Source organism: Trichocoleus sp. FACHB-40, from assembly GCF_014695915.1.
Taxonomy (GTDB): domain Bacteria; phylum Cyanobacteriota; class Cyanobacteriia; order Cyanobacteriales; family FACHB-T130; genus Funiculus; species Funiculus sociatus.
The window spans coordinates 128,063-154,981 of sequence record NZ_JACJPF010000041.1; the positions used below are offsets into that span (position 1 = coordinate 128,063).

The window sequence follows — 26,919 nt, forward strand, 5'->3', positions numbered from 1 at the left end:
ATCTCTCCTTTTAGAGAGGGATGAAATTTAAATCGTGAAGTAAAAAAATATTAAGCAAAGTTTACTTTTTGACAATTGGTTGGGGTTTGGCGGAAACAGTGGAACCACACTTAAGTTTCCGGTGTCTTTGTCACCAAACAACCCCGCTCAAAGGTAACTGGATAAGCCAGTTATATCCCTATCTTCGTTAACGGTAGAACCATCTGCCCAATTGTCACAGGAAGTTGGTGATCTGTGACACCTGAATTCGGTCAGGTAAAAGGAAAATAGTAGGGAAGCAGCTTTGATAACGGTGGACAGATATGATTCTGTCTATCGATACTTTAAACGAGCAGCGTTTTAATTACAAAATAACAAAACAGACTTTGACAAAAGGTGGTGAAAGCTAATATGGCACCTGCAAGCTATTCTCGGTTTCTTCGGTTTTTACAAGAAGATTTGGCAATATCCAAAGCTTCAATTTCGATCGCTTTGCGGCATCGGGAAAACGATCCAGGGCCTTTGCCGATGATTTTATGGCAGTACGGTTTAGTAACGCTAGAACAGTTAGATCAAATTTATGATTGGCTGGAAACTGCATAAGAATTCATGACTCGGCGAGGAGCAAAAAAGTCATGTCAATATTGGGCTTTGGTATGATCCTGACCCACAGAAGAAGACCTAGGAGGTTCAATCTGTTACAATTTATCCAAACAAAGAGAGCAGGTCGATAAAAGACCCGCTCTTTTTTGTTATTAGGACAAGGGTTTCGTTTTTCAGTAATAGATGTCTTTATAGCGTTTGTCAGTTGGCTGGAATATATTGTGGTTGTAACATTTGGTAGGGACGTGGCAATCAAAAAGCCCCTACAGAAGTACCGCACCCAACACTTGAATTGCTTTAATTGCAGCTTTCGCTTAATTAACATCAATACAACTTAGCTGAAAGTGCAAAATTTGATTAAATATATAGTGGTAACACCCGTTGGTCGTCCGGGCTGGACAGGCGTGAAACTGGTGCTAAAACATCTTCCAACGTTAAAAGCAAAGTACACAGAACTTCCGGAAGCTAAATGGGACTAGGTTACAACGATTTGATAATTGTAGGGCGGGCATTGCCCACCCTATGAAACTAATTACTAATCGCTTAAGATTGGGCAAACACTCTGGCAGCAGCCGCAACACCAGCACCGGGAGTAAAGCCTTCATATCCTACTTCGCGCAGGGTGGCTTCCAGGGAGGCAACAGCAGCGAGAATATCGCGATCGCTCACAAATCCCAAGTGACCAATACGGAAGATTTTGCCTTTGAGATGGTCTTGTCCGCCAGCCAGAACGATGTCAAACCGCTTTTTCATCACCGACCGGATTTTTTCGGAATCCACCCCAGTTGGTGCCACAGCAGTAATTGCCGGACTACCAAAACCGTCAGGGGCAAATAAAGGTAATGACAGCCCTTTCATCGCTTCGCGGGTAGCATTCATCAAGCGCTGGTGCCGCCCGTAGATAGATTCCAACCCCTCAGCCTTCATCATCCTCAAGGCGGTATGCAATGCCACCATCAGGTTAACTGGCGGAGTGAAGGGGGTAGTATTTTTAGCAGCATCTTTGCGATACTTGCCTAAATCCAGGTAGAAGCGGGGCAACTTAGCCGTTTTGTAAGCTTCCCAGGCTTTCGGCCCGACGGATACAAAGCCTAAACCAGGGGGAATCATGTAGGCTTTTTGGGAACCGGAAGCCACCACATCCAGCCCCCATTCGTCAATAGGCAAATTCACAGCCCCCAAGCTGGTGACAGCATCAACGATGATTAAAGCTTCGCCGTGGGCTTTGACATGACGGTTAATGGTTTCCAGATCGTTGAGAACACCCGTAGAAGTTTCGCTATGGGTGATAATAACCGCTTTGATTTGTTTGTCGGTGTCAGCTTCGAGTTTGGCGCGAATTTGTTCTGGATCTAGAGGTTGACCCCATTCGGCTGTAACTTTGTCAACATTTAAACCGAAAGCTTCGGATAATTCTGCCCAGCGATCGCCAAATTTGCCGTTACAGCCAACCAACACGCGATCGCCTGGACTCAAAAAGTTAATAATGCCAGCTTCCATCGCCCCCGTACCGCTGGCAGTTAAACACAGTACATCATTCTGTGTCTGGTGCAACCATTTGAGGTTTTCTGTCACCTCTGCCATCAACTTGCCAAATTCGCCGCTGCGGTGTCCGAAGGGGTGCTTGGCTAAGGCTAGGAGTACCTGTTCCGGCACTGGGGTAGGGCCGGGAATCATCAGCATTAGCTTGTCATCCATTGATCTGTCCTTAAAGTTGAAGAGCGCATTATTTAGGATCGCACATCTATAGCTGATTGCTAATGGCTAATTACCAGGTTGTCAATTACCATCAGCTATTAGCAATTAATAAATGAGTTGTCAAAATTCATGAACCGCTTTGGCGGAGCGTTGGCGTAAGCGATCGCGCTTAGGAAGATTTAACGAGTAACTTAGAATCGCTACATTAGCCATTAGCAAATAAATACTAACTAACTTCTGGGTTCGCTGGCGGAGTCTTTCTTAAGAAAGCTGGCAAATCTACCTGCAAATTTTTGTTTGCTGGAGGAGATGCTATAGGTGTTGGAGAAACTGGCTTAGAGAGTTGAGAAGCGGCGGCGGATTGGGTTGTCATCAGCAGTTCCAAGAGTTCATCTGGACAGTCTGCGATAACTTTTTCCATTACCTCCTTGAGTTGTTGAGCAAAGGCGTTGGCTGTACCGTAGCGATCTTTCCAATACTGGATAGCTGCTTCATATTCGCCTGCTTGCTGGGCAGATTTAAGAATTTGCTCTTGCAGGGTGCCTATTTGTAACTCAAGTTCGGCGGTGCGGGAGGAATGGCGATCGCGTGATTCTGCCAGTTCATGACAAGCTTGTTGAAGTCGAGCCTGAATCTTCAGCTGTTGCTCCAGCTGAATTTCTAAGGCTTCAATTTGGCGGTAAAGGGTGTCAATGGTGGCATTTTGTTCCGAGACGAGGGTTTCAGTCTGGTGGAGTGTCACCGTTAGTTGTTGTTGGTCTTCCAGGGCTTCGTGGGCTTGTTGGAGATGATCTTCTAGCTGATTTAAAGTAGCAGCGCGATCGCTTAACCGACGATACAGCGCCTCAATTTGTTGATGAGACTCGGCTAGCTGCACCTCCACACTTCTCCTCAAGCTTCGAGCCTCCAGAATTTCTGCTTCTAGCTCCTGCACTCGTAAAACTTGAGCTTCCAGAGATGTTTGTCTCGTCTCTATCTCCTGCTGCAACAACTTTTGACCAGCTTGAACAGCTCGACGGCTTTGAGCCAACTCTTTTCGCAGGTGTCCTAGTTCTCCTTGCTGCGATAAAGCGTTTTTTTCAATAGTCGCCAACAATTCTTGAACAGTTTGGTCTTTGAGTAGCGCTTGTGTTTCTTGCGCTTCCAGAGCCTTTCGCTGCTCGGCTAATTCTTGTTTTAGTTGAGAAAGGGCCTGCTGTTGAAGGTTAGCTACTTCCTCTGTTGAGGCTAGCTGGGCTTTCAAAAGGTTTCGTTCGCCAAGTTTGAGTCTTAGTTCATTTACACAAGCTTGCGACTCTTGCAAAGCCTGCTCTAACTGATGAATGCGCTCTAATTGCTGTTGGTCATGGGTTACACGAGCATCCGCCGCCTTAGCTGCTTCTCGCCATTGTTCCAACTCTTTGAGTAAAGCTTGACGTTCCTGCTCCCAAGATTGTCCCTGGTCTGGTTCGTGAGGTTGTGGGGTAGCATCAGCATTCGTTTGTTCTGCTTCTGCTAACGCTTCCTGGGAGTCCCACCAGAAACGATTACTTGAATCTGGTTCAGTCACTCCTAACCTCCCAGAAATCAATAATAGTTTTGGTGCATCCAGCAGCCATTTCGTAGTTACAAGTTATGAGTTATATCTCTCAGTGTATTCAAAACTCATAACTTTTAACTTTCTAACCCTTCGGTTCCCGTTGTCCGGTGACGACATCAGGCGGCGGTGTCTCCTCAAAAGCGATATTATTCACAGACCAACGGTAATCAATTGGTAAATTTGCTCTAGCGCAGGTTTGCTCAATTTGCTTTTGTTGAGCCATCGCTTTGCGTAGGGTACTTATAAGCTGGTGAACTTGCTCCCGCACTGCTGGTTGTTGTCTTGCAGCAAAGGAGGTTTGGCGTTCTAAAAGTTGCAGCAGTAGTTCGTAGTGAATGTGAGACGGAAGGGGAATTGGCTCCATGAAACCTGATTTACCTCAAGGGGACGGATATCTAAGTTAAGGATAAAAGCGCAAGGATGGGGGCTGAAGGAAGAAATTTTTTTAGCTCAAATCCGTCTTATTACCCATATTATTTCTCAGTTTGTTGATGGTTGATTGTTCATTAGACTTCTTGCAGTCATCGCCTTGAAAATAAATTTCTGGTTCAAAACTTCAATCCGTTACAACGGGTTGAAACATTTACTAAAGGATCGCGGCGATGATTTTAGCTATGATGCCCTGTTCAGTTCGGGGCTGAATCAATGCAACAAGTCTATTGATGAACTATGAACCATGAACTATTTAATTATGGGCAATTAGCCAGATTTAATTTATTTATATTTCCTCTTTCATCCTTCTTCCTGATTCAAAAGCGTGTCACTTGGAAAACAGCTTGGCGATACCCGCAGCCGGGTCAGGCTGTTTTACCAAAGATTCACCAATTAGCACTGCATCTGCACCAGCAGCCTGAACCGTGCTAAGGTCAGATGGGGTGTGCAGCCCGGACTCACTAACGACAAGAATGCCGCGCTGTTGCAACTCGCTGCTTCGCGCTGCCAGAATCTGACAGGTTGTTTGCAGATCCACAGAAAAATCTTGCAAGTTGCGATTATTTATACCAACTAGGGTAACGTCTTTCAGGGATAATACGCGGTCTAGTTCTGCTAGAGTATGCACTTCAATTAGGGGTGTCATCCTCAAAGCGTTGGTAATTTTGACAAAGTATTGCAGGTCTTTGTCGTTAAGAACTGCCGCAATTAGCAGGACGGCATCAGCTCCGTGTCGTCGGGCGAGATAGATTTGATAAGGATATATTACAAAATCCTTACACAATACGGGCAACTCTACGGCAGCGCGAACAGCAGTCAAGTTTTCAAAGCTACCAGAGAAGAATTTTTTATCAGTGAGTACCGATAAACAACTCGCTTGTCCCTGCTTGTATGCGGTAGCGATCGCTACCGCATCGAAATCTTCCCGAATGATTCCCTTACTGGGACTGGCTTTTTTTACTTCCGCAATTAAGGCAGGTTTTGTCTTACCTTGTCGTAATGCCCCAAGAAAGTCACGCACTGCTGGTGCTGTCTGTACTTGACGCTGCAACTCGTTCAAGGGGAGACGTTCTCGCATCCGGTCAACTTCCGTCTCTTTATGCCAGACAATTTCCTCCAAAATGTGACTTGGTTCATTACCAGGTACGACAACTCGATAACCGAAATTGCTGATGGAAACAGATGGGTTTGGTGGACGACGGCGAATTTGCATAGATATAGTTTGGCACAATTCGATTTTGGATTTTGGATTTTAGATTTTGGATTTTGTTTTCAATCCAAAATCTAAAATCCTTGCATTGGCTAGTGACTTCCTACAGCCCGTTTGTAGGCTTCATCCAGCACTTCCGAGAGGGTGGGGTGAGCGTGGACATAGTAGGCCAGGGTGTTGACAGTGTTACGAGAAGCGATCGCATTTGCGGCTTCGTGGATCAAATCTGCTGCGTGCATTCCGATAATATGAACACCCAGCACTTCCCCGGTGTCTTTGCGGTAGACGACCTTTGCCATGCCGTCCGCTTCACCTTCAGCGATCGCTTTCGAGTTACCTTTGAAGTAACTCTTCGCTACCCCCACTTCAAATCCCTGTTCTTTGCCCACATCCTTTGCTGCTGTTTCTGTGTAGCCGACAAAGCTGATTTCTGGGTGGGTAAATGCTGCGGCTGGGATACTGTGATAGTCTACCAATCGATGGCGATCGCAAATATTTTCTACTGCCACGACACCTTGAGCAGACGCAGCATGAGCCAGCATCATCTTACCAGTGGCATCTCCAATCGCCCACAGGTGGGGTACTACTTCGCCGCCTGACAGAACTGCCATCCGGTCATCGACAGTGATAAAGCCCTTCCTATCTGTCTCTACGCCCACAGATTCTAATCCCAGGTCTTTAGTATCTGGAATGCGTCCCGTAGCCACCAGACAAGCATCTACTTCCAGCACGTCCACGACTTCTTTAGTTTTAGCATCGGCTAGCTCAATAACTACTGGCGTTCCGGGGGTGACACTTTTTGCCAAAATGCCGACTTTGGTTTCGATGTCGCGGGGCTTAATCAGTATCCTTTCAGCTATAGTTGCAATGTCGCGGTCAAAACCAGGCATCAGCTGGTCTAAAGCTTCAATCATCGTCACTTCACAGCCTAACGCTGTGTAAATATCCGAAAACTCCAGACCGATGTAACCGCTGCCAACAATCGCAATCCACGGTGGTAGCGATTCCAATTTTACGCCTTCGTCACTGGTAAAGACGGTTTTGTGGTCAATTTGAATCCCTGGAGGAACCCAAGGAATTGATCCACTGGAAATGATAATGTCTTTTCCGGTGACAGTTTTTTCGCCCGATTCTGTGGTAACAGATACTTTTTGCTGTCCAGCTACTTTACCCCTACCCCGGATGATATCTACACCCAATCGTTGTAGGCTATTTGTCAAATCACCGCGAATCTTGGAAACAAGGTTGTTGGCGTGGGACGCGATCGCTTCTTTGTTAAACTCAACGCCAGATACTTGAATACCCAACGATTTCAGGTGATGGGCGTTATGTAACTCCCGTACCCGACCAGATGCCGCAAGCAGTGCTTTTGAAGGAATGCAGCCCCGGTTAACACAAGTACCGCCCATATCTGCTGCTTCTACAATAGCGGTTTTCAGTCCGCAGCTGACGGCGTGTAATGCAGCACCATGTCCGCCTACACCCGCCCCAATAATCACTAAATCGTAATCAAATCCCTCAGTCACGTTACTCTCCCGTGCGCGATGCCCTACTTATTTTGAACTTGACCAACAGTGAGCGCAAGTCCCAAACGATCAGTTATTAGTCAGTAATTTGACGGGGGACATCTTTAAAGTCTCTGTTGTATTGTAGAAGCTAACATAATCGCGATTGTCGAGTTTTGGCGATCGTCTCATAACTATCAGAGTGCGCTGCTAGGATGAGCAGTGTTTTAGGAATCAGACGCATGAATTACAGTCACCAAGAGAACGAACGCGATACCGATGATTCTTTCAGCAAGTCCCTCGACGAATTGCAGGAATTGTTGCTATCTCAGGAAAGTCAGAGAGATACTTCAAAGTTGCACGCCGTTAAGGGGAATAATCATCAACAATATCCGATTGCCGTAGATGATTTAGAGGATGCCGTTGCTGACATTGAGCAATATTTCCAAGAAATCGGGAATGTATAATCAGACTTTGGGCATTTTCTGCTCAAAGTCTGATTTTGTAGGCGACGCTTCTGTAGGCGACGCTTCTTACCTAACATCAATGGCTAATCGCTAAAACTTTTCTGACGCTGCGCTTCGTATAACATCAAGGCAGCTGCTACAGCTACGTTCAAAGACTCTACCCCCGGACTCAGGGGAATTTTCACCTGCACATCCGCCATTACACTTAAATTATCTGACAACCCCGCGCCTTCATTGCCCATCAAAATCAGCGTCGGACGGCGCAAGTCAACTTCCCAATAAGTTAAAGTTGCTGTGGGAACAGTGGCTACTACCTGCATCCCTTGTTTCCGACAGTGGGAAATGTCAGCTATTAAATCCGAACTGACGCTCATCGGTAGCCGAAACCACTGTCCGGCTGAGGCTCGCAGCACCTTCGGATTATCTAAATCTACACTATCTGCACTCACACAAAGCCAATCTACACCAGATGCGGCGGCGGTGCGAATCATTGTCCCCAGGTTGCCGGGATCTTGTATTGTTTCCAATACCAGCCCCAAACCATTGACGGGTAGACTTTGCGCCCGATTGGAGACTCGCGGTGCTGTAGCGACTACACCATCTGGTTGAATTGTGGTAGCAAGAGCCTTCAGGACTTCCGGACTCACCAATTCGGTGCGCGGGGAACGTTGACAAATGCTGTTCCACAGTTGCGGGTGACGCTCCTGCCATTCCAGCGTACAGCAAACTGTCACCAGAGGATAATCAACTGCGATCGCTTCCTCCAGCAAGTGCGTCCCTTCCAACAAAAATAGCTGCTGCTCTCGCCGCTCTTTAGGAGTATGCAACTTGCGGATTTGCTTTACCAGAGGATTCTGGAGACTGGTCAACATTCGATTTTGGATTTTTAGATTTTGGATTGGGGATGACTTGCTGAGTACAAAATAATTTGGGATTACTAGGCTAGTAATCCCAAATCAAAAATCCAAAATTGAGATGCGGAACCCGGGACTTGAACCCGGACATCCTTGCGGACTCTAGAACCTGAATCTAGCGCGTCTGCCAATTCCGCCAGTTCCGCGTAGCCTTGACTACATTTCCAAATTATCATATTGCCGCAAGTTTTGGCATTAGTCAACTAATTTGTTTGCTCCGGAAATTGGAACCAGGACAAGGTAAAATGCTTAACTCGGCTGAAAATGATATCTGGAGTGCCAATAATGTAGACATTTAAAATCTTTACTGTAGAATCAAAACCAAATTTAAAAAAATGCAACACTATTTCCGGAAATTTGGAGGATAGACCTATTAACCCCTCTCTCAACCTGACCAACACCTACTCTCTGCCCGAAGAAGACAAATCCGTCCTACAGATTTGGGGCAGAAACTCTCTGAAAGGACACGCCAAAATTAGCGGTGCCAAAAACTCAGCCCTAGCGATCATGGCGGGAGCATTGCTTTGTCCGGAAGATTTTCGCCTCCGGAATGTTCCCTCGCTTGTCGATGTGGAACGAATGGGTCAAATTTTGTCGTCCTTGGGTGTAAAGCTAGAACGAAATGGCGACATTCTCGACATCAATGCCAGCCACATCGGAGAATCAAAAGCGCCCTATGAGTTGGTTTCGCAACTGCGGGCAAGCTTCTTTCTCATAGGCCCAATGCTGGCGCGTCTGGGGGTGGCAAGGGTGCCGTTACCCGGCGGTTGCGCTATTGGTGCCAGACCAGTTGATCTCCACGTCCGGGGTTTGCGGGACATGGGGGCAGATGTGCAAATTGAGCATGGAATTGTCCATGCTTATGTCAATGGAAGCAGCGGAAAGTTAAAAGGGGCAAAAATTTATTTAGATTATCCCAGCGTCGGTGCTACAGAGACGCTGATGATGGCGGCGACCTTGGCGGAAGGCGAAACCACGATAGAAAACGCTGCACAAGAGCCTGAAGTCGGGGATCTGGCTAATTTCTGCAATTCGATGGGCGCGAGAGTTCGCGGTGCAGGCACCAACACAATTGTAATTTCCGGTGTTCCCAAATTGCATTCTACCGACTACAACATTATTCCCGACCGGATTGAGGCGGGGACGTTGCTAGTAGCAGGGGCAATTACGCATTCAGAAATCAGTATCTCGCCTGTGGTTCCAGATCATCTGACAGCAGCGATCGCTAAGCTGCGAGAAATTGGCGCTAAGGTGATTGAAGATGCACCCGACTGTCTGCGGATTATCGGCGGACACCAATACGTAGGGACTGATATCGAAACCTTGCCCTATCCGGGTTTCCCGACAGATATGCAGGCGCAGTTTATGGCGTTGCTGACACTTGCCGATGGCGATAGCGCCATCAGTGAGACCGTGTTTGAAAATCGTTTGCGTCACGTTGCCGAATTAAATCGCATGGGTGCAGATATTCGCGTCAAAGGCAACCATGCGCTAGTGCGGGGTGTGCCGATGCTATCGGGCGCGCCAGTATTAGCGACAGATTTACGCGCTTCGGCGGCACTGGTGCTGGCGGCGCTGGCGGCAGAAGGAAAAACGACGATTCAAGGATTGCAGCATTTAGACCGAGGCTATGAGAAGCTAGAGGAGAAACTGCGGCAACTGGGAGCTAAATTAGAGCGGGTGCAGGATGAGGATACTTTGCCAGTTGAAACTGTAAAGGTTGGCTAATGGCTAAGAGGGACTAGGGACTAGGGGCTAGGGACTAGGAAAATACTGCCCCAGTACCCAGTACCCAGTACCCAGGAACACAATTAGCAATTAGCAATTAGCATTAATCCAAGAATTCCTCCAACGCCTGTTTGAGGCTGGGATATTGATAGTCAAAGCCTTGGGTAATGGTGCGTTTTGGTAGAACTTGTTGTCCTTCCAAAACGACTTGGGCCCCATCTCCCAAAAGAACTTCTAAAGCAAAGGCGGGAACTGGCAACCAGGAGGGACGATTTAAAACTTCCCCCAAGGTTTGCGATACTTCGTTCATGCGGACTGGGTTCGGGGCTGTGGCGTTGAGAACACCTTCAACTTCTCTTTGTTGTAGTGCGAATAAAATTAGGTTCACTAGATCGTCTCGGTGTATCCAAGAGAACCACTGCTTCCCTGTGCCGATAGGGCCGCCAGCAAACATTTTAAAGGGAGGAATCATTTTACCAATTGCTCCTCCCATAGCCAGAACTATCCCAATTCGCACAATCACCAGCCGCGTACCCGTGTCTTTTACTTTTTGGGCTTCTGCTTCCCATTCTTGACAAACTTGTGCCAAAAAATCATTACCAGAAGGACTGCTTTCTTCAAACGTGGCGGTTTCGCTGGTGCCATAGTAACCAATTGCGGAAGCACTCACCAAAACTGATGGTTTCGGGTTGGCTTTAGAAATGGCTTCTACAATTTTTTGAGTGCCAATTTTGCGACTATTGATAATTTCCTTCTTGTGTTCTGGTGTCCAGCGCTTTTCGGCGATGGGTTCCCCCGCCAAATTCACCACCGCATCGCATCCAGAAATCGACTGTTGCCAAGCTCCCGATTCTTGGGGATTATAGGCAACAACCTCTACATTTGGAGCGGGTTTCACAGAAGCGGGGTTGCGAGTTAAAATTAGCACCTGATGACCTTCAGCTAGTAGTCGCTCTACCAAACGAGAGCCGACAAATCCGGTTCCTCCTGCGATCGCTACTTTCATGATGCACCTGCTTGGCTAGCTGCTGTTTTTTGGGTTTCGCTGTAAGCCATGCCATTCGCTTCAGCATAGCGATTCATAAACCGCATAAATCTTTCCCAGTGCTCGTCTCGCGGGATTTCAAATTCGCAGTCCAGCCGCTCGAAATCATCCCCTTCTGGCCCTGAGAAAATAAATTTAACCGAGGAAGGCTCGACACTAATCACACCTTCTTCATCACTTAAGCGCAGCGAATTAGAAAATTTTTTTCTAAAGCTGTTGAATCTTTCTATGGATTTCAACTCTTTAAACGTCATCAATACGGTACGAACTCCAGAACTCTTGTTCCGGCGTAAGCTGACATTACTGATTTCTTCAGGAATACCTTCAAAAAATTGAATTAATGGTGTATCGGAAGTCATGAAAAAATTAAACGAAATTCCTAAGCATTGTACCGCAGGCATCACGAGAGCGAAAGGCTCTCCTGCTGCCCTACGGTTTACTTCCGCTATTCGCCATTCACCTTTATTTCTACTTGCTCAATCTTTTGTCTTTCCTATTTATCCTCTCAACTTTAACCATCCAAACAAATCCCCAACCGTTAGCCGTAGTTCTGCTACCAGGTCTGGAACGGGTAGCACATCACCTGTTTCTTGCAATAATTCTGGTTGCTGTCCGCGTGGGTAGAGTAGCACGGAGCGTTCATCTGGATCGAGCAGCCAGCCTAATTTGCTACCGTGTTGAAGGCAGTGCAAGATATTTCCGGTTACTACAGCTTTACGCCGCGAATTGAGTAATCTAGTAACTCCACCGGGTGCAAAATCGAAATGTCTTTACCTTGATTCGGTAAATGCTTAGTAATTTGCAAAGTACAACCGGGATTGGAAGAAGCGATTAATTTAGCACCAGTATTGAGCAAATTTTCTACTTTTTGCTTACCTAATTCTTCAGCAACTTCTGGCTGAAGCATATTGTAAACACCTGCGCTACCACAACACAAAGCAGCATCAATTGGTTCTCGAAGTTGTACGCCTGGGATTTGTCGCAAAAGTTGGCGGGGTTGCAAACTAATCTTTTGCCCATGCAATAAATGGCAGGCATCTTGATAAACTAAGGTTAGGGGTTGATCAGAAAGCGGTGAAAGTTTTGCTGTCACGCCTGCTTCATAAAGAAACTCTTGTGCATCTTTAACTTTAGAGGCAAAATTTGCAGCTTTTTCTTTATATTCTGGGTCATCTTGTAGGATGTGTCCGTACTCTTTTAAAGTATGACCGCAACCAGCAGCATTGATGATGATGTAGTCTACATTAGTGTCGGCAAAACTATCAATCATAGACCTAGCGATCGCTTTCGCTTGTTCTTCCTGTCCTTGGTGATGTGGTAGCGCCGCACAACATCCCTGGCTCTTGGGAATCACCACCTCACAACCATTCGCAGTTAAGACGCGCACCGTCGCTTCATTCACCTTTGAGAAGAAAATACGCTGAACGCAACCTAAAATTACACCTACCCGATAGCGTTTCTCACCTTCAGCCGGAATAAGTTCTGGTAAACTATCTTGAAAAGCTTTTAAAGAAAGTTCTGGCAGATTAGATTCCATCGCCGCCAAATGAGGAGATATCCGCTTAAGTAAGCCAGTAGAACGCACAATTTTTTGCAACCCCAACTTCTGATAAACCATCAGAGGAGCAAGCATTACTCGCAGTCGATTAGGGTAAGGAAATAGGGAAAAAATGAGTTGCCTATATAACTTTTCTGGCAAACTGCGAGGATAATTTCGTTCAATTTGAGGACGAGTAGCAGATAACAACTTGTCATACTGAACGCCAGAAGGACAAGTTGTTACACAAGCAAGACAACCCAAGCAAGAATCAAAATGCTGCACAGTAGCCGTATTAAGAGGAATTCTCCCCTCATTAATCGCATCCATCAAATAGATGCGGCCCCTTGGCGAATCAGTTTCCTTACCAATTACCCGATAACTCGGACAAGTAGAAAGACAAAAACCACAATGAACGCAACTATCAATTAACTTCGGATCTGGCGGATGTTTAGCATCAAAACTAGACTCTTCAGATAAACTTTGCATCTTCTCTCTTTTCTCTCTCTTCTTTCTTCTCTTAAGTCTGCGTCTTCTGCGCCTCAGCGGTTCGTTTAAATTCCTCCCACAAACCGACCAGGACTCAAAATATTTTCTGGATCAAACTGTGTTTTAATTTTCCGCATTAAATCAAGAGCATTACCCGTATAACCCCAGACATCTAACTGCTGCTTCAAAGCGATGGGTGCTTCCAGAATAGTCAAAAAACCGCCTTGGGAAGATAGACGCGATCGCATCTCCAAAATTGGCTTAACATCTGTACTATTAACCCGCACCACTCCTAACCCACTACCAGCGTGAATCAAACACAATAAAGACGGGATTTCAGCAAGGATTGCCGCTGACGACGAGGGTACTACTCCTATTTTGCAAGTAACAGCAGCATCTTGGGGGGATATCCACATTTGTTCTTGTAACAACAGCCATAGTTTAGACTCATCGGCATCAGAATATATTGTCCCCTGTAAACCCAGATGTTGCCCTACTTCCAGAAGTCTAGCCGACTGTTCCTTAACACTCGCCGCCACACTTTGGAAGCGAACAATTAAACCCATACCCTCACCTAAATTCGCCTTTTCCACCAGAGTCGGCGATAGCAAATCAACCGCAGTGGGAGTCAAAGCAGAAGCCAGCAAAGTTTTAGTTGCCGTTGCAATTCCTTCGCCTGTGCCAATAAGCACCACAGTTCCAGACACCTCTGGCAGGGGATAAACTCGAAATGTCACTTGAGAGATAATTCCTAGCGTTCCAAAAGAGCCAGTAAATAACTTCATCAAGTCATAACCAGCAACATTTTTTACCACCCGTCCCCCAGCTTTAGCAATTTGACCATCGCTTCGGACAAAAGAAAGCCCCAAAAGCATATCCCGAACCCCCCCATAACGTTGTCGCCAAGACCCAGCCGAAGCCGTGGCGACAATGCCACCAATAGTAGCGGTTTCAGGATAAGCTGGATCTAGGGGGAGAAATTGACCTTGTTGCGCTAAAATTTTTTGCAATTCGGCAAACTTCATGCCTGCCTCGACTGTGACGGTTAAATCACCGACGGCATGATCTATCAAACGATTGAGGCGTTCGGTACTGACAACTAAATTAACCCCATCTACTAATCCACCCCAACTAATTTTGCTACCACTGCCGCAGGGTAGGACGCGCGATCGCTGCTGCTGGGCAAAAGTCATAACTAAGGCGAGTTCTTCCAGGGTATCGGGATAGACTAGGCAATCAACGGTGGTTGAGGGTGTAACGGCTTGGGATATTTCTGATTTCCGGGCGACTTTTGCATCTTCCCACGGAATAATGGTTGAGCTGCTGAGGATGCTTTTCAATTTTTGGGCTACGCTATTCATGGCTTATAAAGACAGCTAGGCTAAAACACATTTAGAGTGGAGCTAAATACGAGCATTGCACGAGCTTTACACATAAGGAACACTTAATCCTTTGTAATATTAATAATAAATTTGTATTTTATTTCTTAGGATAGAGTCCAAGGTTTCATAATTGTAGTAGGGGTAAATGACACTCTCCAGGGGTAGGTTTAACTGAATGGTTCGACGAAAAAAGACACAAGCCATACAGCAAAAAGCACGGACAATGCCAGCTGGCTCCTACGATCGGGAAAGTTTGCTGAATCGGATTACTACCCGAATTCGCCAGTCTTTGGAATTGCAAGAGATTTTGACGACAACGGCGCGAGAAATCCGTACTTTTTTGGGCATGGATCGGGTGAAAATTTACCGATTTGCTCTGGATGGGAGTGGCGAGGTCATTGCTGAGTCGATCCGGGAAAATCGCCTGCCTTCCCTACTGGGGCTGCGGTTTCCAGCCGAGGATATTCCTCCCCAAGCCCGCAAAATGTTTGTCAAAGCTCGTCAGCGAGTGATTATAGATGTAACCACTGGACACAAGACTCAAGAGCAGTTAGATTGCCCCTCAACTGGCAAAACTTTTGCCAGTGAAGACATCCGCTATTCCCCAGTCGATCCTTGCCATATCGAATATCTGATGGCGATGGGGGTGAAATCTTCTCTAACAATTCCGATTTTGCATCAAAACAGCTTGTGGGGGCTGTTGGCGTGCCACAACGCGATACAGCGACGATTTAGCGAACAAGAGTTGCAAGTTGTGCAGCTGTTGGTGGATCAGATGTCGATTGCGATCGCTCAATCTCATCTTCTCCACACAGCCAGACAACAGGCTTACCATGAAGCAGCGATCAACCACATTAGCAGTCTGCTCCACTCCCCACTTAAACTTACAGAAATCCGGCAGGCCGTTCTAGAAGAAACCGTCCAAGCCTTACAGGGCAACGGTGGCAGGCTTTTTATTACCGCAGATACCACAGGAAGACCTGCTCAAATTTATACCTATGGCGATCAGCCCAGTTTGCCCTGGCTAGAAGAAACTTCCTTGTGGCAAAGCATTCTCAATGGGGAAAAAGATGTCGCTAGTCAGTATTGCAGAGAAAACAACCAAGATATCCAGCCTCAAAATCTTCACACTTCCGAAGGCAGAAGTATAAATTCATCCTTCATCCTTCATCCTTCATCCTCGCCTTACACCGTTAAGGATCTCTACCGAGAACCGCAACTAAAGTCTTTAGCCTCTAGTTTCGAGTCAACTACCATTCGGTCTATTCTCATCGTGCCTCTGAGGTATCATCAGCAGTGCGTCGGGTGCCTCACAATCTTCCGCAATGAGATCAGTACAGAAACCTTATGGGCAGGAAAACAGAATCTCGACGACCGCAACCTGCGCCCCCGCCTATCTTTTGAAGCGTGGCGAGAAATTAAGCAAGCACAAGCCAAAGAATGGAGTCCCGAAGAACTCAAACTAGCTCAAGCTATTGGAACTCACCTCTACATGGCTGTGATGCAAAGGCGCGTGGAGGATACAATCCGGCATCAGGCATCTCACGACCTCCTGACGGGGTTGCCGAATCGGTTGCTATTTAATGACAGACTTTCTTTAGCGCTGGCAAACGCCCATCTAAGCCGCGATGAAATGCTGGCGGTGGTGTTTCTCGACCTGGATGGCTTCAAGCGGATCAACGATACTCTGGGTCATGCCGTAGGCGACCAGCTACTGCAAGCTGCGGCGCGACGCTTAAAGGACTGTCTGCGGGACACTGACATTGTTGCTCGTTGGGGTGGAGATGAATTCACTATTATGCTTTCCCCCGTCACCTGTGCCGATGATGCCACTAAAATTGCCCAGCGAATTCTAGGCGGACTAAATGTTCCTTTTCGTTTTGAGGAACAGGAACTTTACATTAAAGCAAGTTTGGGAATCGCTCTGGCTCCTTACGATGGAGAAGATGCAGAAACCCTCTTGAAAAACGCCGATGCTGCTATGTATAGAGCCAAGCAGCAAGGTCGAAATAACTATCAGCTATACACGCCAGCACTGGGGGCAAGAGCGCTAGAGCGATTGGTGTTAGAAAACAGACTTTACAAAGCGTTGGAACGCGAGGAATTTCTGTTGCACTACCAGCCGCAAGTGAATTTAATCACGGGTCAGATTGTGGGGATGGAAGCGCTGATTCGCTGGAACTCTAGCGATTTGGGATTTATTTCGCCTTATCAATTTATTCCACTGGCAGAAGAAACTGGTCTTATTTGCCCAATTGGGGAATGGGTTTTGCGGACAGCTTGCGCCCAAAATCGCCTCTGGCAGTCTCAAGGGATGCCGCAATTCCGCATTGCAGTCAATCTTTCAGCACGTCAGTTTCAGCAAAATAACCTGCTAAAAATTATCGATCAGATTCTCGCTGAAACGGGTCTGGAACCTTATTTTTTGGAGCTGGAAATTACTGAAAGTATTGCTATGCAGGATGTGGATTTGACCATTTCTGTGTTGCGAAAGTTGCAAAACATAGGAATCCAAATTTCAATGGATGATTTTGGAACTGGTTATTCTTCGCTCAGTTATCTGAAACATTTTCCTCTAGATACGCTTAAAATCGACCGCTCTTTTATTCGTGACTTGATGAGGAATCCCCATGATGCGGCTATTGTCAAGGCAATCATGGCGCTGGGTCATGGACTGAATTTAAAAGTGATTGCTGAGGGAGTGGAAACCCCAGAACAATTGGAGTTTTTGCGCTCGGTTGAGTGTGATGGTTTGCAAGGTTATTTATTTAGTCCGCCTGTAGCCGCCCAAGCAGCAACGGAAATTATTAAAAATGGAAAATTAAATATGAAAAACTAGATGTCATAGCACACAAAAGATTCACAACTTGGGAAAATGAAAATGCTAAACTTTCTTAATCCTCTGTTAGGGCGTGATCCAGAGCGCATCAAAGCCGACGTCGAAATCTACACCTGGCAAACTTGCCCCTACTGCATCCGCGCCAAAATGCTCCTCTGGTGGAAAGGAGTCAACTACAAAGAATATAAAATTGATGGCGATGAAGCAGCTAGAGCGAAAATGGCCCAACGTGCCAACGGGCGGCGCAGCGTCCCCCAGATTTTCATCAACGAGCAGCACATTGGTGGATGTGATGATATGTATCAGATGGATAAAGAAGGGAAACTAGACCCCCTACTGGTTCAAGCAGCTGTTTAGACAGGCGAAACCTGCCTGTGTCTCCCGTTTAGGGCGGGGTGAAAGGGGCGTAGCCGTAGCATAGACGGCTGAGGGCAAGGAGCGACTATGACAATTGACAATCCGGCATATCTAATTCATCGACAATGGATGAGCCGGGCGATAGAACTCGCTCAAAATGCTGGTGAAGCTGGGGAAGTGCCAGTCGGAGCAGTGATAGTTGACGTGGATGGTAACTTAATAGCAGAAGGTGAAAATCGCAAAGAGCGCGACAAAGACCCCACAGCCCACGCCGAAATTATCGCTATTAGAACAGCGGGGCAAGCGAGGCAAAACTGGCACCTCAATCAATGCACCCTCTACGTTACCTTGGAGCCTTGCCCAATGTGCGCTGGTGCAATTGTCCTAGCACGTCTGCGGCTTTTAGTTTACGGAGCCGACGACGCAAAAACTGGTGCCATTCGTACAGTTGCTAATATCCCAGATAGTGCCTGCTCTAATCACCACTTGCCTGTATTGGGTGGTATCTTAGAATCTGTCTGTCGCCAACAACTGCAATCCTGGTTTGCCCAACGGCGCTCAAAAAGTACAAACTAAAAATTAGAACCGAAAAAAAGACAAATTCTTTTCTTTTGGGTTTTTAATTTTGCCTTTATTTTGTCTTATCAATGACAGCCGGAAAACTGTCCATCTTATAGAAGACAGATGCCTTAAGAATACTTAAGGTGTAATTATGGATGCCGTGAGAAATTTTATCCGCGATGACTCAGCTCGACCCCTCTGAAACAACCATAGCAACTGCAACCTCTGGCAAAGGAGTTTCAGTTAATTCCCGCGTCTTACCCTGGCTAGCCTCCGCAGGCTACAAGCTGACAAGCTGCGTTGTTATGCCGTTTTACATTGGCAGCAGCGAAATAACTGGACAGGAAAATCTCCCCGCTACTGGCCCTGTTATCCTAGCTCCTACCCATCGCTCTCGCTGGGATGCCTTTGTCGTACCTTACGCAGTTGGGAAACCAGTCACGGGTCGTGACTTGCGAATTATGGTATCAGCGGATGAAATGACAGGGTTACAAGGCTGGTTTATCAGTCGCATGGGAGGTTTCCCGGTAGATACGAGAAATCCGGGCTTAGGCAGTTTTCGTCATGGTGTCGAACTTCTCGAAAGGGAGGAAGTGATGGTCATTTTCCCGGAGGGTAACATCTTCCAGGATGGGCGACTTCATCCCTTGAAACCGGGCTTGGCGCGGATCGCGGTGCAAGTGGAATCGGAAAATCCAGGATTGGGCGTTAAAATTGTCCCAATCAGCATTCGTTACGGCAGCAGAGTACCACACTGGGGTTGCGGTGTCAAGGTTAACATCGGTACTCCGATCTCAGTGGCGAATTATTCTTGTACTGGTAAGCCGAAAACAAGTGCGAAAAAATTGACTGCTGATTTAGAAGCTGCGCTGATACAGTTGGATGACAGCGAAGCGGTGGCGGTGGATACGGTCTGTGTGCCAACTCCATTAGAGAAGGTATCGAGCGCTCAAGGATAGATTCTCCTTCCAGCCTCCGACTGGGAACGAGGGACGAGGAAAATATCAGATGCCCAAGGTTAATTCCCAGCTTTTTACAGTACCTGTGTCTAACTGGGCATAATCCACTACTAACAGCCGCCAAACTCCTGCTGCGGGTGAATCGAGTAGTTGCTTGAGTGCGGGTGTGTTTTGCAGCGTGTAGGTGCCTTGTAACTGGGTTGCAGAACCCAAGGTGCGACCTTGCAACAGTACAGTTTGTCCTGTGGGTGGGATTAAACTCACCTCAATATCCCCCAGGAAACTGTGTTCAATATTGACACCAATCTGAATATCCCGAACGCTTCCGGTTTGGGGAACTTGAATGGGACTGCTGATGCCTTGAGGGTTGTCGTCGGGAATGGCTAGGCTGTTGTTGTTACGTCCATTTAAGACTTGGGAGGGTTTGGACTGTTGGACTCGCTGTTCTTTGGCAGCTTGAACGGCTTTAAAAGCATTGACTTTGCCATAACCGAACCATTGGGAGTAACCGTTGACATCGTAAGTGCCTAGCCGAAAAGCAAGCTGGGGGTCAGGGTCGGGGTCTACAATTTTGTCGGCGGTTTGTTGCAGAATTCGCCTGACTTCTTGTGCAGTTAAATCGGGGTTGGCTGACAAAACTAGGGCGGCGACACCTGCGACGACGGGACAAGCGCTGGAGGTGCCGCCGAAATCGTTGGTAAAGTTGTTGGAGGAGTATCCGGCTGCGCCTAGTCGGTCAGCGGTTAAGACGCCTAGTCCGGGCAGGGCGGTTCGGACTTCGGGGGCGGTGCTGATATATCCGGTTTGTTCAAACCACATCCCCGGTGGGGCGTTGTTGCTGGGGGCAGAGATGGTTACGTTCCCCCAGTTACTGTAGGCGGATTTTTTACTTAGGCTGGTACAGGCGGAAACGGTGATTACGTCTGGATGAACGGTGAAACCGCCTAGCCACTGGGTGGGGCCTTTTAGGAGGTTATTTGGCCAGCCTTGTTCGTTGATGGTGCCGCTGATGGGGCGATTGGCGTTACCAGCAGCAAAGACGATGACGCAGCCTTTGCGATCGCGTCCTATTGTAGCAGCACGGGTGAGGGCGGCGCGTTGTCGTAGGGAAAGAGGAAAGTATACGGCTGCTGGCCCCCAGCTACAGGAGATGACGCTGGCACCATTTTGGATTGCCCACTCAAATAGTTGTTCGATGCTTTCGTCATCTAAGAATCCTGTGGTGCGGAGGGGCATTAAGGCACAACCAGGCGCAACTCCCACAATGCCGCTGCCAGTTTCTTCGGCAACTGCAACTCCAGCGCAGGCGGTACCGTGGTTTTCGTCTTCCTCTCCCGGTAGTGGCAAGAAGTCTTGGTCTTTGAAGTCTTTGGGGGCGACGATTTTTCCGGCACCTTGAAAGTCTGGGTGGTTGAGGTCAAAGCCATCATCAGTTACGGCGACGACTACGGAACGCACGCCGCGAGTGATATCCCAGGCTTTCTCAACTGAAATATGGGAACTAGCTGCCACTTGATTAGCGCCTGCGTTGTTGAGATACCATTGCTGGGGATAGAGGGAATCTTTGGGGCGGTAGTGTTGCTCTTGTCGCACGACGATATTAGGTTCGGAGGTTAGTACCTCTTTTCGCCCCATCAGTCGGTTGGCTATTTTGACGGGGTTTTCTGTGGCTTGTGGGGTAAGGTGAAAGACAAAGGTGTTGGGAATGCCATTGACTGGTTTGAGTAGTTGTAAACCATGTTCGGATGCGATCGCATTTCTTGTTTCTTCCTCCACAGAGGGCGCAAATTGTATTGTCACCTGATCTGTGAGGTAAACTAACGTTTGCGGATTCTCTTTGAGCTGGTAGACGTGGCTGGCAAAGGCAACATCTTCTGATGCTCGTGCCGCTTGCATTGCTTTGTCTCGCCCAGATGGGTCTACTATAAATTCTTGTAAGCCGGCTTTGGGAATTTCTAGAGTTGGTTCGGCGGGGACACTTTGGGTTACGTCAGCTGCTTGTGAAGTTGGGCGGACTGTGAAGCGATCGCTCACTTTCTCCAGCGCCAATTCTTCTCCTCCCCGTTGTAAAATATTGCCTATACTCTCTTCTGGTACACCACTAGCGGATTGGTAATTGGTCATTGAAGTATTGCTAATTGAAGGATTGAAAGATTGCTCATTATCTTACCCAGTCCCCTTTAGGTAATCGGTAACTCAACCAAAAAGCAAGTATTCCCCGATTTACTTTCTACTTGAATTGAACCTCCTAAATAGGTTATCAATTTCTGCACTAGCGCCAGTCCTAGACCAGTTCCACCATGTTTCCAGCGATCGTTACTGGGAATGCGGTAAAATTGGTCGAAAACGCGGGGTAATTCGCTTTCTGGAATCTCAATACCAGAATTGCTCACGCTTATCTGAATCATTCCCGCCACTTCACGGACAGCCACGGTTATTTTTTCGCCTGGGGGAGTGTACTTACAAGCATTATTTACTAACTCTGTAATTATCCGCTCCAAACTGAAGGCGTCGGAATATAAAATAGGCAATTCTTTGGATATTTCTACTTGTAAAATTTGCTGCTGGTTTTTGGTTCGCTGTTCAAAAGGCTCCATTACATAAGGAATCCAGTGTTGGAGTTCAATATCTATTCTTTCTAAAGGGTACAAACCCGCCTTTACTTGCTGCAATTGCAGTAAATCGTTAATCAAATTTATTTCTCGTTCGCATTCGTCATTCAACATCTCCAAGTAGATAATAGATTGGCTATTATCTGGATTTTCTGCTGTTGAATTACCGAAAGAATTATTTGTTAGAATTATTATATCTTCCAACATTTCAATTGCCATCTTCATGTTGGATATAGGCGTGCGTAATTCGTGAGAAACTGTACTGAGAAAGTCATCTTTTAGCTGGTTGACTTTCTCTAGTTCCTTTACTTGAACAAGAGTCGCTTGGTAAAGGCGGGCTTGTCGAATTGCGATCGCGCATTGATTCGCTACTTGTCGCACCAATCGAATTTCTAATTCATTAAACAGATATTCCTGGTGATGAAGTAACCACAAGTTCCCTAAAACTCCTTGGTTATCAAAAATAGGACAAGCCAGTGCTGCAACATGACTAGGGATAGGATTGGTCAGTTTAGAATCTAATTGGCAAAATTGCAGATACTGCCCTTGCAAAAGGTTAGAATAAATCTCAGTAAAAGCAGCCATTTGCACTGCATAATTCTGATGTGAAGGCAGAGAAGTTGGATATTCTTGGCAAATAGTGGAAGTTGCTTCTTCAAGGTTGTACAAGGCTGTACCACAGTAACCTACTTCAAGTCCAATGGCTAATTCTTGTACGGCTGTTTGTAGAATTTGGTTTTCGTCGAGGCTGTCACGCACTTTGTCTGTAATTCGTTTTAGCATCGCTTCAAATTTGAGAGCTTGCTGCAACTGAGCTGTACGTTCCTGTACCTGACGTTCGAGGTCGCTGTTAAGCCGCTGCACTTGTTGGTAAAGTTCAGATTGTTGAATAGCGATCGCTGCTTGGTTTGCCAATGAAGAAAGACAATCAATTTCTAACTGATTCCATTGTCTGGTTGAGGAACAATGATGAGCAACTAGCAATCCCCATAACTTGCTATTGTTAGGCGTTGGGGATGAAGAATGAAGCTCAGAACCTTGTTCATAGTTTATTCTTTTTCTTTGAGCATTCGCTGCATCATATAGGCCATCTTCGATTGCTTCTATTTGCAGAATTGGTACTACCAAATTAGCTCTGACTTGAAAACTGGTTAGTAAATCAAGGTGACACCGGCTTAACCCGCCATTGTTAACATCCGTTGTCGCTTTGATCCGACCTTGTTTGTAAAGGCTAATATATTTTTCATTGAAACAGGGATCTGTAATTTTTGCGCCTAAAATAGGTCTGTAGCGTTCATCTACCGATTCCACTTCTATAGATCCACTCCAGTCGGATAGAAAACGATAAATAACGACGCGATCCGTTTGCAAAAATTCTCTTACTTGAGCTACCGTAGTTTGAAGAATTTCTTTTAAATCTAAAGACTGACGGATTTGCTGGGTAATATTTCCCATCAACCGCAACCGATCGTTTTGCTGTTGCAATTCTGCTGTAGCTCGACTAGCATCAAGAAGACGGCGCACCCGTTGACGTAGCACTGCCCAGTGGATAGGCTTAGTAATGAAATCGGTAGCGCCCGCAGCAAACGCCTGATCTACTGAATGAGAATCTTCAAGAGCAGTAATAATTAAAACAGGAATGCGATCGCCTTGAGGAAGTTTTCGTAGCAGGGTACAACAATTGAAGCCATCAATTGTCGGCATCAAGGCATCTAGTAAGACAATATCTGGGCGCAATCGAATATACTCAGCTAAACCTTGATCACCATCTTTCGCCTCTGCTACCCGATATCCCTCTTTTTCCATCATGGCGCGCAGCTGAAGCCGGGTTAATCTGTCGTCTTCGACAATCAAGACTAGGTAAGGTTGTTTTCCAGTTGCGGCGGTATTCAGCGTTGACGAGGAATTTATATTCATACCTGACTGGGCTGACATTCTATCTGCAAAGCAGCCTTAACTTTGTCATATTCTAATTCCATAGCAGAAATTAAAGCGGATGCAGCGGAAAATTTTTTCTCATGACTCATTTCTTCCATCTGTCTACAAAGTTCGGCTAGTTGTATAGCTCCAAAAGTAGCGCTGTTTGCCTTCCAAGTATGAGCTGCTCCCTCAAGAGCGATCGCATCTCCATTGTTAATAGCTTTTTTCATTTTTTGTAGTAATTTGGGGGAATCTTCTAGGTAGCACTCAACCAAATCTTCTACTAAATCCGAGTTGATTCCACCCATTTGTTCCAAAAATGATTGCAGCACTTGGGTATTAATGGCATTCCTGAAGTCTAAGGGCAAAGAAGAGGATGATTTTTTAATTGGCGTTTTTACCGATTCTTCTTGCTCAGTCATCAGTTTTTTAGCCTCACTCCTGTTTAAAGGTTGACACTTACTTAAAGTGGAAATCAACTCTTCAAACCGAATCGGCTTACTGATATAATCGTCCATCCCAGCTTCAAGACAAGCTAAGCGATCGCTTTCCATAGCATTAGCTGTCATGGCAATAATTCGAGGTCTTTGTAACCGCGCATTCTCCTGGCTTCCAAATAACTGCCAGTCTTGACAAATGTGCCTTGTTGTTTCAAATCCATCCATTTCTGGCATCTGCACGTCCATCAGCACCACATCATAAGATTTGCGGCGCAAAGCTTCTAACACTTCTAACCCATTATTCGCTACATCAGCTTCATACCCCACTTTTTTTAGTAGATGTAACGCCACTTGCTGATTTATCTGATTGTCTTCAGCTAAGAGAATCCGCAAAGGTAGCTTTTGCTCTACTAGAAAGTCAGCTTGAGATAAAGTAGAAGTAGAAAGCGATCGCTGGGGAGTTTCATCACTTTCTCGTAGCTTCAGTTGTTTTGGTGCTAAAATTCCTACTAAAACATCGTAAAGTTGGGATTCTTTAATCGGCTTGTATAACAAAGTAGCATTTAGTTCTTCTACCTGTTGCTCTTTTTCTTGCCTACCCAACGGGGTCAATATTACTAAAGGTAGTGTCTTACCACCTGGTAATGAGCGAATCTCTCTCGCTAACCTCAAATGCTCCATTTCTGGCATTTGCATATCTAGAATTGCAACATCAATGCTGCTTCCTGAACGCAAATATGTTAAAGCTTCAGCTCCCGATGCAACTGTTTGGCTAGCCATCCCCCAGGATTGGGCTTTTAAAATTAATTTTTTACGATTAGTGGCATTGTTATTTACAATTAGCAGTCGTTTTCCAATTAATTGCGACTTAAGATCATCATCTTCCACCCTGTCAGCAGAACACTGGGTAAGCATCGTGAAATAGAAGCTAGAACCACGCCCTAATTCACTTTCAAACCATATTCGCCCGCTCATCATTTCGCTCAACTGCTTGCTAATAGCCAATCCCAACCCGGTACCACCATATTGACGAGTAGTGGAAGAATCCACCTGACTAAATGGTTGAAACAGGCGATTTTTGCGGTCTAAAGGAATGCCAACGCCTGTATCTTTAACAACAAATTTAACTTCATAAGGGCTGACTTCCGCTCTACCATCGATAATTGATAATTGGGGTTCACCGTCGTTGCCTATTGCCGATTCTCGATTATCAATGAGTTTTTTTGCTGAGACTAATACCGTCACTTCCCCTTGGGCGGTAAATTTAACAGCATTACTCACTAAGTTCAGCAAAATTTGCCGCACTCTGGTGACATCGCCCACAATTGTGTTAGGCGTTCCCGGCTCGCTCAAATATGCTAACTCTAAACCTTTTTCAGCTGCTTTAGGTGCTAATAAATCTAATACTCCCTCAAGGCAACTTATTAAACTAAAGGGTTGTTCTTCCAATTCCAGCTTTTTTGATTCTATTTTTGAGAAATCAAGTATATCGTTAATTATTGCCAGTAATACATCGCCACTGGTACGAATTGTTTCGGCAAAGTTTTTTTGTTGAGGTGTTAAGTTGGTTAGCAGTAATAACTCTGCCATGCCAATTACCCCATTCATGGGAGTGCGGATTTCATGGCTCATCATTGCCAAAAACTCACTTTTGGCACGGCTAGCTTGCATTGCTGCCATTCGTAAGGCAACTTCAGCCTGCACAGTTCTTTGAGCAGCAAGTCGCAAATCTAGTTCATCAATAACAATCGCCGCTAGTTCCCTGAGAGTTTGCTTTTCTGCTTCTGTCACCTCACGAGGTTCGTAGTCGATGACGCATAACGTTCCCAACCTAAAACCATCGCGGGTAAGCAGGGGAGCTGCTGCATAAAATTGCAGTCCAAATTCTCCAGCTACCAATGGATTAGCCAAGGTGCGCGGGTCTACTTTGGCATCTAAGACGGTGTAAACTTCGTCTTGCAAAATCGCACTAGCACAAAGTCCAGGTTCCCGCCCAATCTGCTGTACTTCTAATCCGTGATGGGATTTAAACCAAATCCGGTCATGGTCAACGATGCTGACAATTGAGATGGGGACGTTGAAGGAACGGGCAGCTAAGGCTGTAATGCGGTCAAAGGCCCCATCGGGCGGAGTGTCAAGGATATTATATCGACGAACGGCTGCTAGTCGCTCTGGTTCATTAGTAGGAATCATCAAAGGATTTTTATCTAAGGTTTAATTAATAGGGTAGCTAAAATAGGGTAGCTAAAACTAAGATTAAATAATCAAAAATATTTCGGAAGTGCCAATAATTAAAATCTTATATTATATATTACCAACATTGAGGGTACAAGGTTGATCAAGGCTAGATGTGTAAATTAATTTCCCTTTCTTTTCTGTAGTTAAAATAAAACTGAGACTTTCACAAACACGCTGGTAGCGTGTTTTCTGGTGTTGGGTCAGTTCTACTGATTTTTTGGAAAAAAATTTAGCGATTAGAGGTGCTAGGGGGGATGGATATGCCCGGCTTGCGTCCTTAGAAATTCAGGAACTTTTTGAGCCTTCTGTGAGTCCGACCATGCAAGGCTTTGGGGCTTTTACTGCTGCTGTTCCTTTTCGCAGTAGAACCAGGCAATGTTAATATACCCAAAGTTTATCATCGTCGTGTTTTCATCCCTCTAACT

The 26,919-nt window shown here is 46.1% G+C and carries 21 protein-coding genes, 1 tRNA gene and 1 pseudogene; 8 read left to right on the forward strand and 15 right to left on the reverse strand.

What is annotated here, in order from left to right; translation table 11 throughout:
- Positions 1–390 precede the first annotated feature (390 nt).
- A complete protein-coding gene (locus tag H6F63_RS07065) occupies positions 391–582 on the forward strand; it encodes a DUF2949 domain-containing protein (protein WP_190422022.1) in 192 nt (63 codons plus the stop codon).
- Positions 583–1,125: 543 nt separating this feature from the next.
- Here H6F63_RS07065 and H6F63_RS07070 read toward each other — a convergent pair.
- From H6F63_RS07070 to lpdA, 5 genes are all read right to left on the reverse strand, one after another.
- Complete coding sequence (locus tag H6F63_RS07070) at positions 1,126–2,280, reverse strand: alanine--glyoxylate aminotransferase family protein (protein ID WP_190636069.1); 1,155 nt, start codon at positions 2,278–2,280, stop codon at positions 1,126–1,128.
- 226 nt (positions 2,281–2,506) lie between these two features.
- The gene (locus tag H6F63_RS07075; protein WP_190636070.1) at positions 2,507–3,829 is read right to left on the reverse strand and encodes a hypothetical protein; all 1,323 of its coding nucleotides are present in this window, start codon (positions 3,827–3,829) and stop codon (positions 2,507–2,509) included.
- Positions 3,830–3,941: 112 nt separating this feature from the next.
- Positions 3,942–4,223 carry a DUF5340 domain-containing protein gene (locus tag H6F63_RS07080; protein ID WP_190422014.1) on the reverse strand — a complete coding sequence of 94 codons (282 nt, stop codon included), beginning with the start codon at positions 4,221–4,223 and terminating at the stop codon, positions 3,942–3,944.
- A 396-nt stretch (positions 4,224–4,619) separates the two neighbouring features.
- On the reverse strand, positions 4,620–5,504 hold the full coding sequence (gene trpC / locus H6F63_RS07085; RefSeq protein WP_190636071.1) for an indole-3-glycerol phosphate synthase TrpC: 885 nt from the start codon (positions 5,502–5,504) through the stop codon (positions 4,620–4,622).
- An 89-nt stretch (positions 5,505–5,593) separates the two neighbouring features.
- Positions 5,594–7,027: a dihydrolipoyl dehydrogenase gene (lpdA, locus tag H6F63_RS07090; RefSeq protein WP_190636072.1), complete on the reverse strand. Its 1,434-nt coding sequence runs from the start codon at positions 7,025–7,027 to the stop codon at positions 5,594–5,596.
- 221 nt (positions 7,028–7,248) lie between these two features.
- On the opposite strand from lpdA, the gene H6F63_RS07095 reads away from it, so the two are divergent.
- Entirely contained in the window at positions 7,249–7,473 is a 225-nt protein-coding gene (locus tag H6F63_RS07095) for a hypothetical protein (RefSeq protein WP_190636073.1), read from the forward strand.
- An 83-nt stretch (positions 7,474–7,556) separates the two neighbouring features.
- Here H6F63_RS07095 and H6F63_RS07100 read toward each other — a convergent pair whose 3' ends face one another.
- Both H6F63_RS07100 and H6F63_RS07105 read right to left on the reverse strand, forming a co-directional pair.
- Positions 7,557–8,345, reverse strand: a complete 789-nt coding sequence (locus tag H6F63_RS07100; protein ID WP_190636074.1) for an RNA methyltransferase — start codon at positions 8,343–8,345, stop codon at positions 7,557–7,559.
- Between the two features lie 104 nt (positions 8,346–8,449).
- Positions 8,450–8,533 (reverse strand) — tRNA-Leu (locus H6F63_RS07105).
- 6 nt (positions 8,534–8,539) lie between these two features.
- Between H6F63_RS07105 and H6F63_RS07110 the strand changes: the two genes are divergently transcribed.
- Positions 8,540–8,686: a hypothetical protein gene (locus H6F63_RS07110; RefSeq protein WP_190636076.1), complete on the forward strand. Its 147-nt coding sequence runs from the start codon at positions 8,540–8,542 to the stop codon at positions 8,684–8,686.
- 58 nt (positions 8,687–8,744) lie between these two features.
- Complete coding sequence (gene murA / locus H6F63_RS07115; RefSeq protein WP_206755819.1) at positions 8,745–10,115, forward strand: UDP-N-acetylglucosamine 1-carboxyvinyltransferase; 1,371 nt, start codon at positions 8,745–8,747, stop codon at positions 10,113–10,115.
- A 103-nt stretch (positions 10,116–10,218) separates the two neighbouring features.
- On the opposite strand, the gene H6F63_RS07120 is transcribed toward murA, so the two are convergent.
- The 5 genes and pseudogenes from H6F63_RS07120 to H6F63_RS07140 form a co-directional block, all read right to left on the reverse strand.
- Positions 10,219–11,121: a TIGR01777 family oxidoreductase gene (locus H6F63_RS07120; RefSeq protein ID WP_190636077.1), complete on the reverse strand. Its 903-nt coding sequence runs from the start codon at positions 11,119–11,121 to the stop codon at positions 10,219–10,221.
- Entirely contained in the window at positions 11,118–11,519 is a 402-nt protein-coding gene (psb28, locus tag H6F63_RS07125) for a photosystem II reaction center protein Psb28 (RefSeq protein ID WP_190636080.1), read from the reverse strand. The genes H6F63_RS07120 and psb28 overlap by 4 nt, the downstream gene beginning before the upstream one ends.
- A gap of 138 nt (positions 11,520–11,657) precedes the next feature.
- Positions 11,658–11,867, reverse strand: a pseudogene (locus H6F63_RS07130) (Uma2 family endonuclease); the annotation flags it as partial.
- A complete protein-coding gene (locus H6F63_RS07135) occupies positions 11,867–13,186 on the reverse strand; it encodes a heterodisulfide reductase-related iron-sulfur binding cluster (RefSeq protein ID WP_190636082.1) in 1,320 nt (439 codons plus the stop codon). The gene H6F63_RS07135 and the pseudogene H6F63_RS07130, both read right to left, overlap by 1 nt.
- A 65-nt stretch (positions 13,187–13,251) precedes the next feature.
- Positions 13,252–14,547, reverse strand: a complete 1,296-nt coding sequence (locus tag H6F63_RS07140; protein WP_190636084.1) for an FAD-binding oxidoreductase — start codon at positions 14,545–14,547, stop codon at positions 13,252–13,254.
- 196 nt (positions 14,548–14,743) lie between these two features.
- Here H6F63_RS07140 and H6F63_RS07145 point away from each other — a divergent pair, with 196 nt between their 5' ends.
- From H6F63_RS07145 to H6F63_RS07160, 4 genes are all read left to right on the forward strand, one after another.
- Positions 14,744–17,407 carry an EAL domain-containing protein gene (locus tag H6F63_RS07145; protein WP_199297819.1) on the forward strand — a complete coding sequence of 888 codons (2,664 nt, stop codon included), beginning with the start codon at positions 14,744–14,746 and terminating at the stop codon, positions 17,405–17,407.
- A gap of 42 nt (positions 17,408–17,449) precedes the next feature.
- Complete coding sequence (gene grxC / locus H6F63_RS07150) at positions 17,450–17,764, forward strand: glutaredoxin 3 (protein WP_190421992.1); 315 nt, start codon at positions 17,450–17,452, stop codon at positions 17,762–17,764.
- Positions 17,765–17,851: 87 nt separating this feature from the next.
- The gene (gene tadA / locus H6F63_RS07155; RefSeq protein WP_190438701.1) at positions 17,852–18,340 is read left to right on the forward strand and encodes a tRNA adenosine(34) deaminase TadA; all 489 of its coding nucleotides are present in this window, start codon (positions 17,852–17,854) and stop codon (positions 18,338–18,340) included.
- Between the two features lie 164 nt (positions 18,341–18,504).
- Positions 18,505–19,284, forward strand: a complete 780-nt coding sequence (locus H6F63_RS07160; protein WP_190636087.1) for a lysophospholipid acyltransferase family protein — start codon at positions 18,505–18,507, stop codon at positions 19,282–19,284.
- 45 nt (positions 19,285–19,329) lie between these two features.
- Here the strand turns inward: H6F63_RS07160 and H6F63_RS07165 are convergent, their stop codons facing one another.
- Genes H6F63_RS07165 through H6F63_RS07175 form a run of 3 tightly spaced genes read right to left on the reverse strand, consistent with a single transcriptional unit; the run spans position 19,330 to position 26,449 of the window.
- Positions 19,330–21,408, reverse strand: coding sequence for a S8 family serine peptidase (locus H6F63_RS07165; protein ID WP_190636089.1), 2,079 nt, complete (start codon positions 21,406–21,408; stop codon positions 19,330–19,332).
- 56 nt (positions 21,409–21,464) lie between these two features.
- Positions 21,465–23,831, reverse strand: a complete 2,367-nt coding sequence (locus H6F63_RS07170; RefSeq protein ID WP_190636098.1) for a GAF domain-containing protein — start codon at positions 23,829–23,831, stop codon at positions 21,465–21,467.
- Positions 23,810–26,449: a response regulator gene (locus H6F63_RS07175; protein ID WP_190636100.1), complete on the reverse strand. Its 2,640-nt coding sequence runs from the start codon at positions 26,447–26,449 to the stop codon at positions 23,810–23,812. Before H6F63_RS07175 ends, H6F63_RS07170 begins: the two co-directional genes overlap by 22 nt.
- Positions 26,450–26,919 lie beyond the last annotated feature (470 nt).

Coding starts and splice junctions, on each gene's coding strand:
- H6F63_RS07065 (WP_190422022.1), top strand. CDS start 391: ATGGCACCTGCAAGCTATTCTCGGTTTCTTCGGTTTTTACAAGAAGAT.
- H6F63_RS07070 (WP_190636069.1), bottom strand. CDS start 2,280: ATGGATGACAAGCTAATGCTGATGATTCCCGGCCCTACCCCAGTGCCG.
- H6F63_RS07080 (WP_190422014.1), bottom strand. CDS start 4,223: ATGGAGCCAATTCCCCTTCCGTCTCACATTCACTACGAACTACTGCTG.
- trpC (WP_190636071.1), bottom strand. CDS start 5,504: ATGCAAATTCGCCGTCGTCCACCAAACCCATCTGTTTCCATCAGCAAT.
- H6F63_RS07095 (WP_190636073.1), top strand. CDS start 7,249: ATGAATTACAGTCACCAAGAGAACGAACGCGATACCGATGATTCTTTC.
- H6F63_RS07100 (WP_190636074.1), bottom strand. CDS start 8,345: ATGTTGACCAGTCTCCAGAATCCTCTGGTAAAGCAAATCCGCAAGTTG.
- H6F63_RS07120 (WP_190636077.1), bottom strand. CDS start 11,121: ATGAAAGTAGCGATCGCAGGAGGAACCGGATTTGTCGGCTCTCGTTTG.
- psb28 (WP_190636080.1), bottom strand. CDS start 11,519: ATGACTTCCGATACACCATTAATTCAATTTTTTGAAGGTATTCCTGAA.
- H6F63_RS07135 (WP_190636082.1), bottom strand. CDS start 13,186: ATGCAAAGTTTATCTGAAGAGTCTAGTTTTGATGCTAAACATCCGCCA.
- H6F63_RS07140 (WP_190636084.1), bottom strand. CDS start 14,547: ATGAATAGCGTAGCCCAAAAATTGAAAAGCATCCTCAGCAGCTCAACC.
- H6F63_RS07145 (WP_199297819.1), top strand. CDS start 14,744: ATGGTTCGACGAAAAAAGACACAAGCCATACAGCAAAAAGCACGGACA.
- grxC (WP_190421992.1), top strand. CDS start 17,450: ATGCTAAACTTTCTTAATCCTCTGTTAGGGCGTGATCCAGAGCGCATC.
- tadA (WP_190438701.1), top strand. CDS start 17,852: ATGACAATTGACAATCCGGCATATCTAATTCATCGACAATGGATGAGC.
- H6F63_RS07160 (WP_190636087.1), top strand. CDS start 18,505: ATGACTCAGCTCGACCCCTCTGAAACAACCATAGCAACTGCAACCTCT.
- H6F63_RS07165 (WP_190636089.1), bottom strand. CDS start 21,408: ATGACCAATTACCAATCCGCTAGTGGTGTACCAGAAGAGAGTATAGGC.
- H6F63_RS07170 (WP_190636098.1), bottom strand. CDS start 23,831: ATGTCAGCCCAGTCAGGTATGAATATAAATTCCTCGTCAACGCTGAAT.
- H6F63_RS07175 (WP_190636100.1), bottom strand. CDS start 26,449: ATGATTCCTACTAATGAACCAGAGCGACTAGCAGCCGTTCGTCGATAT.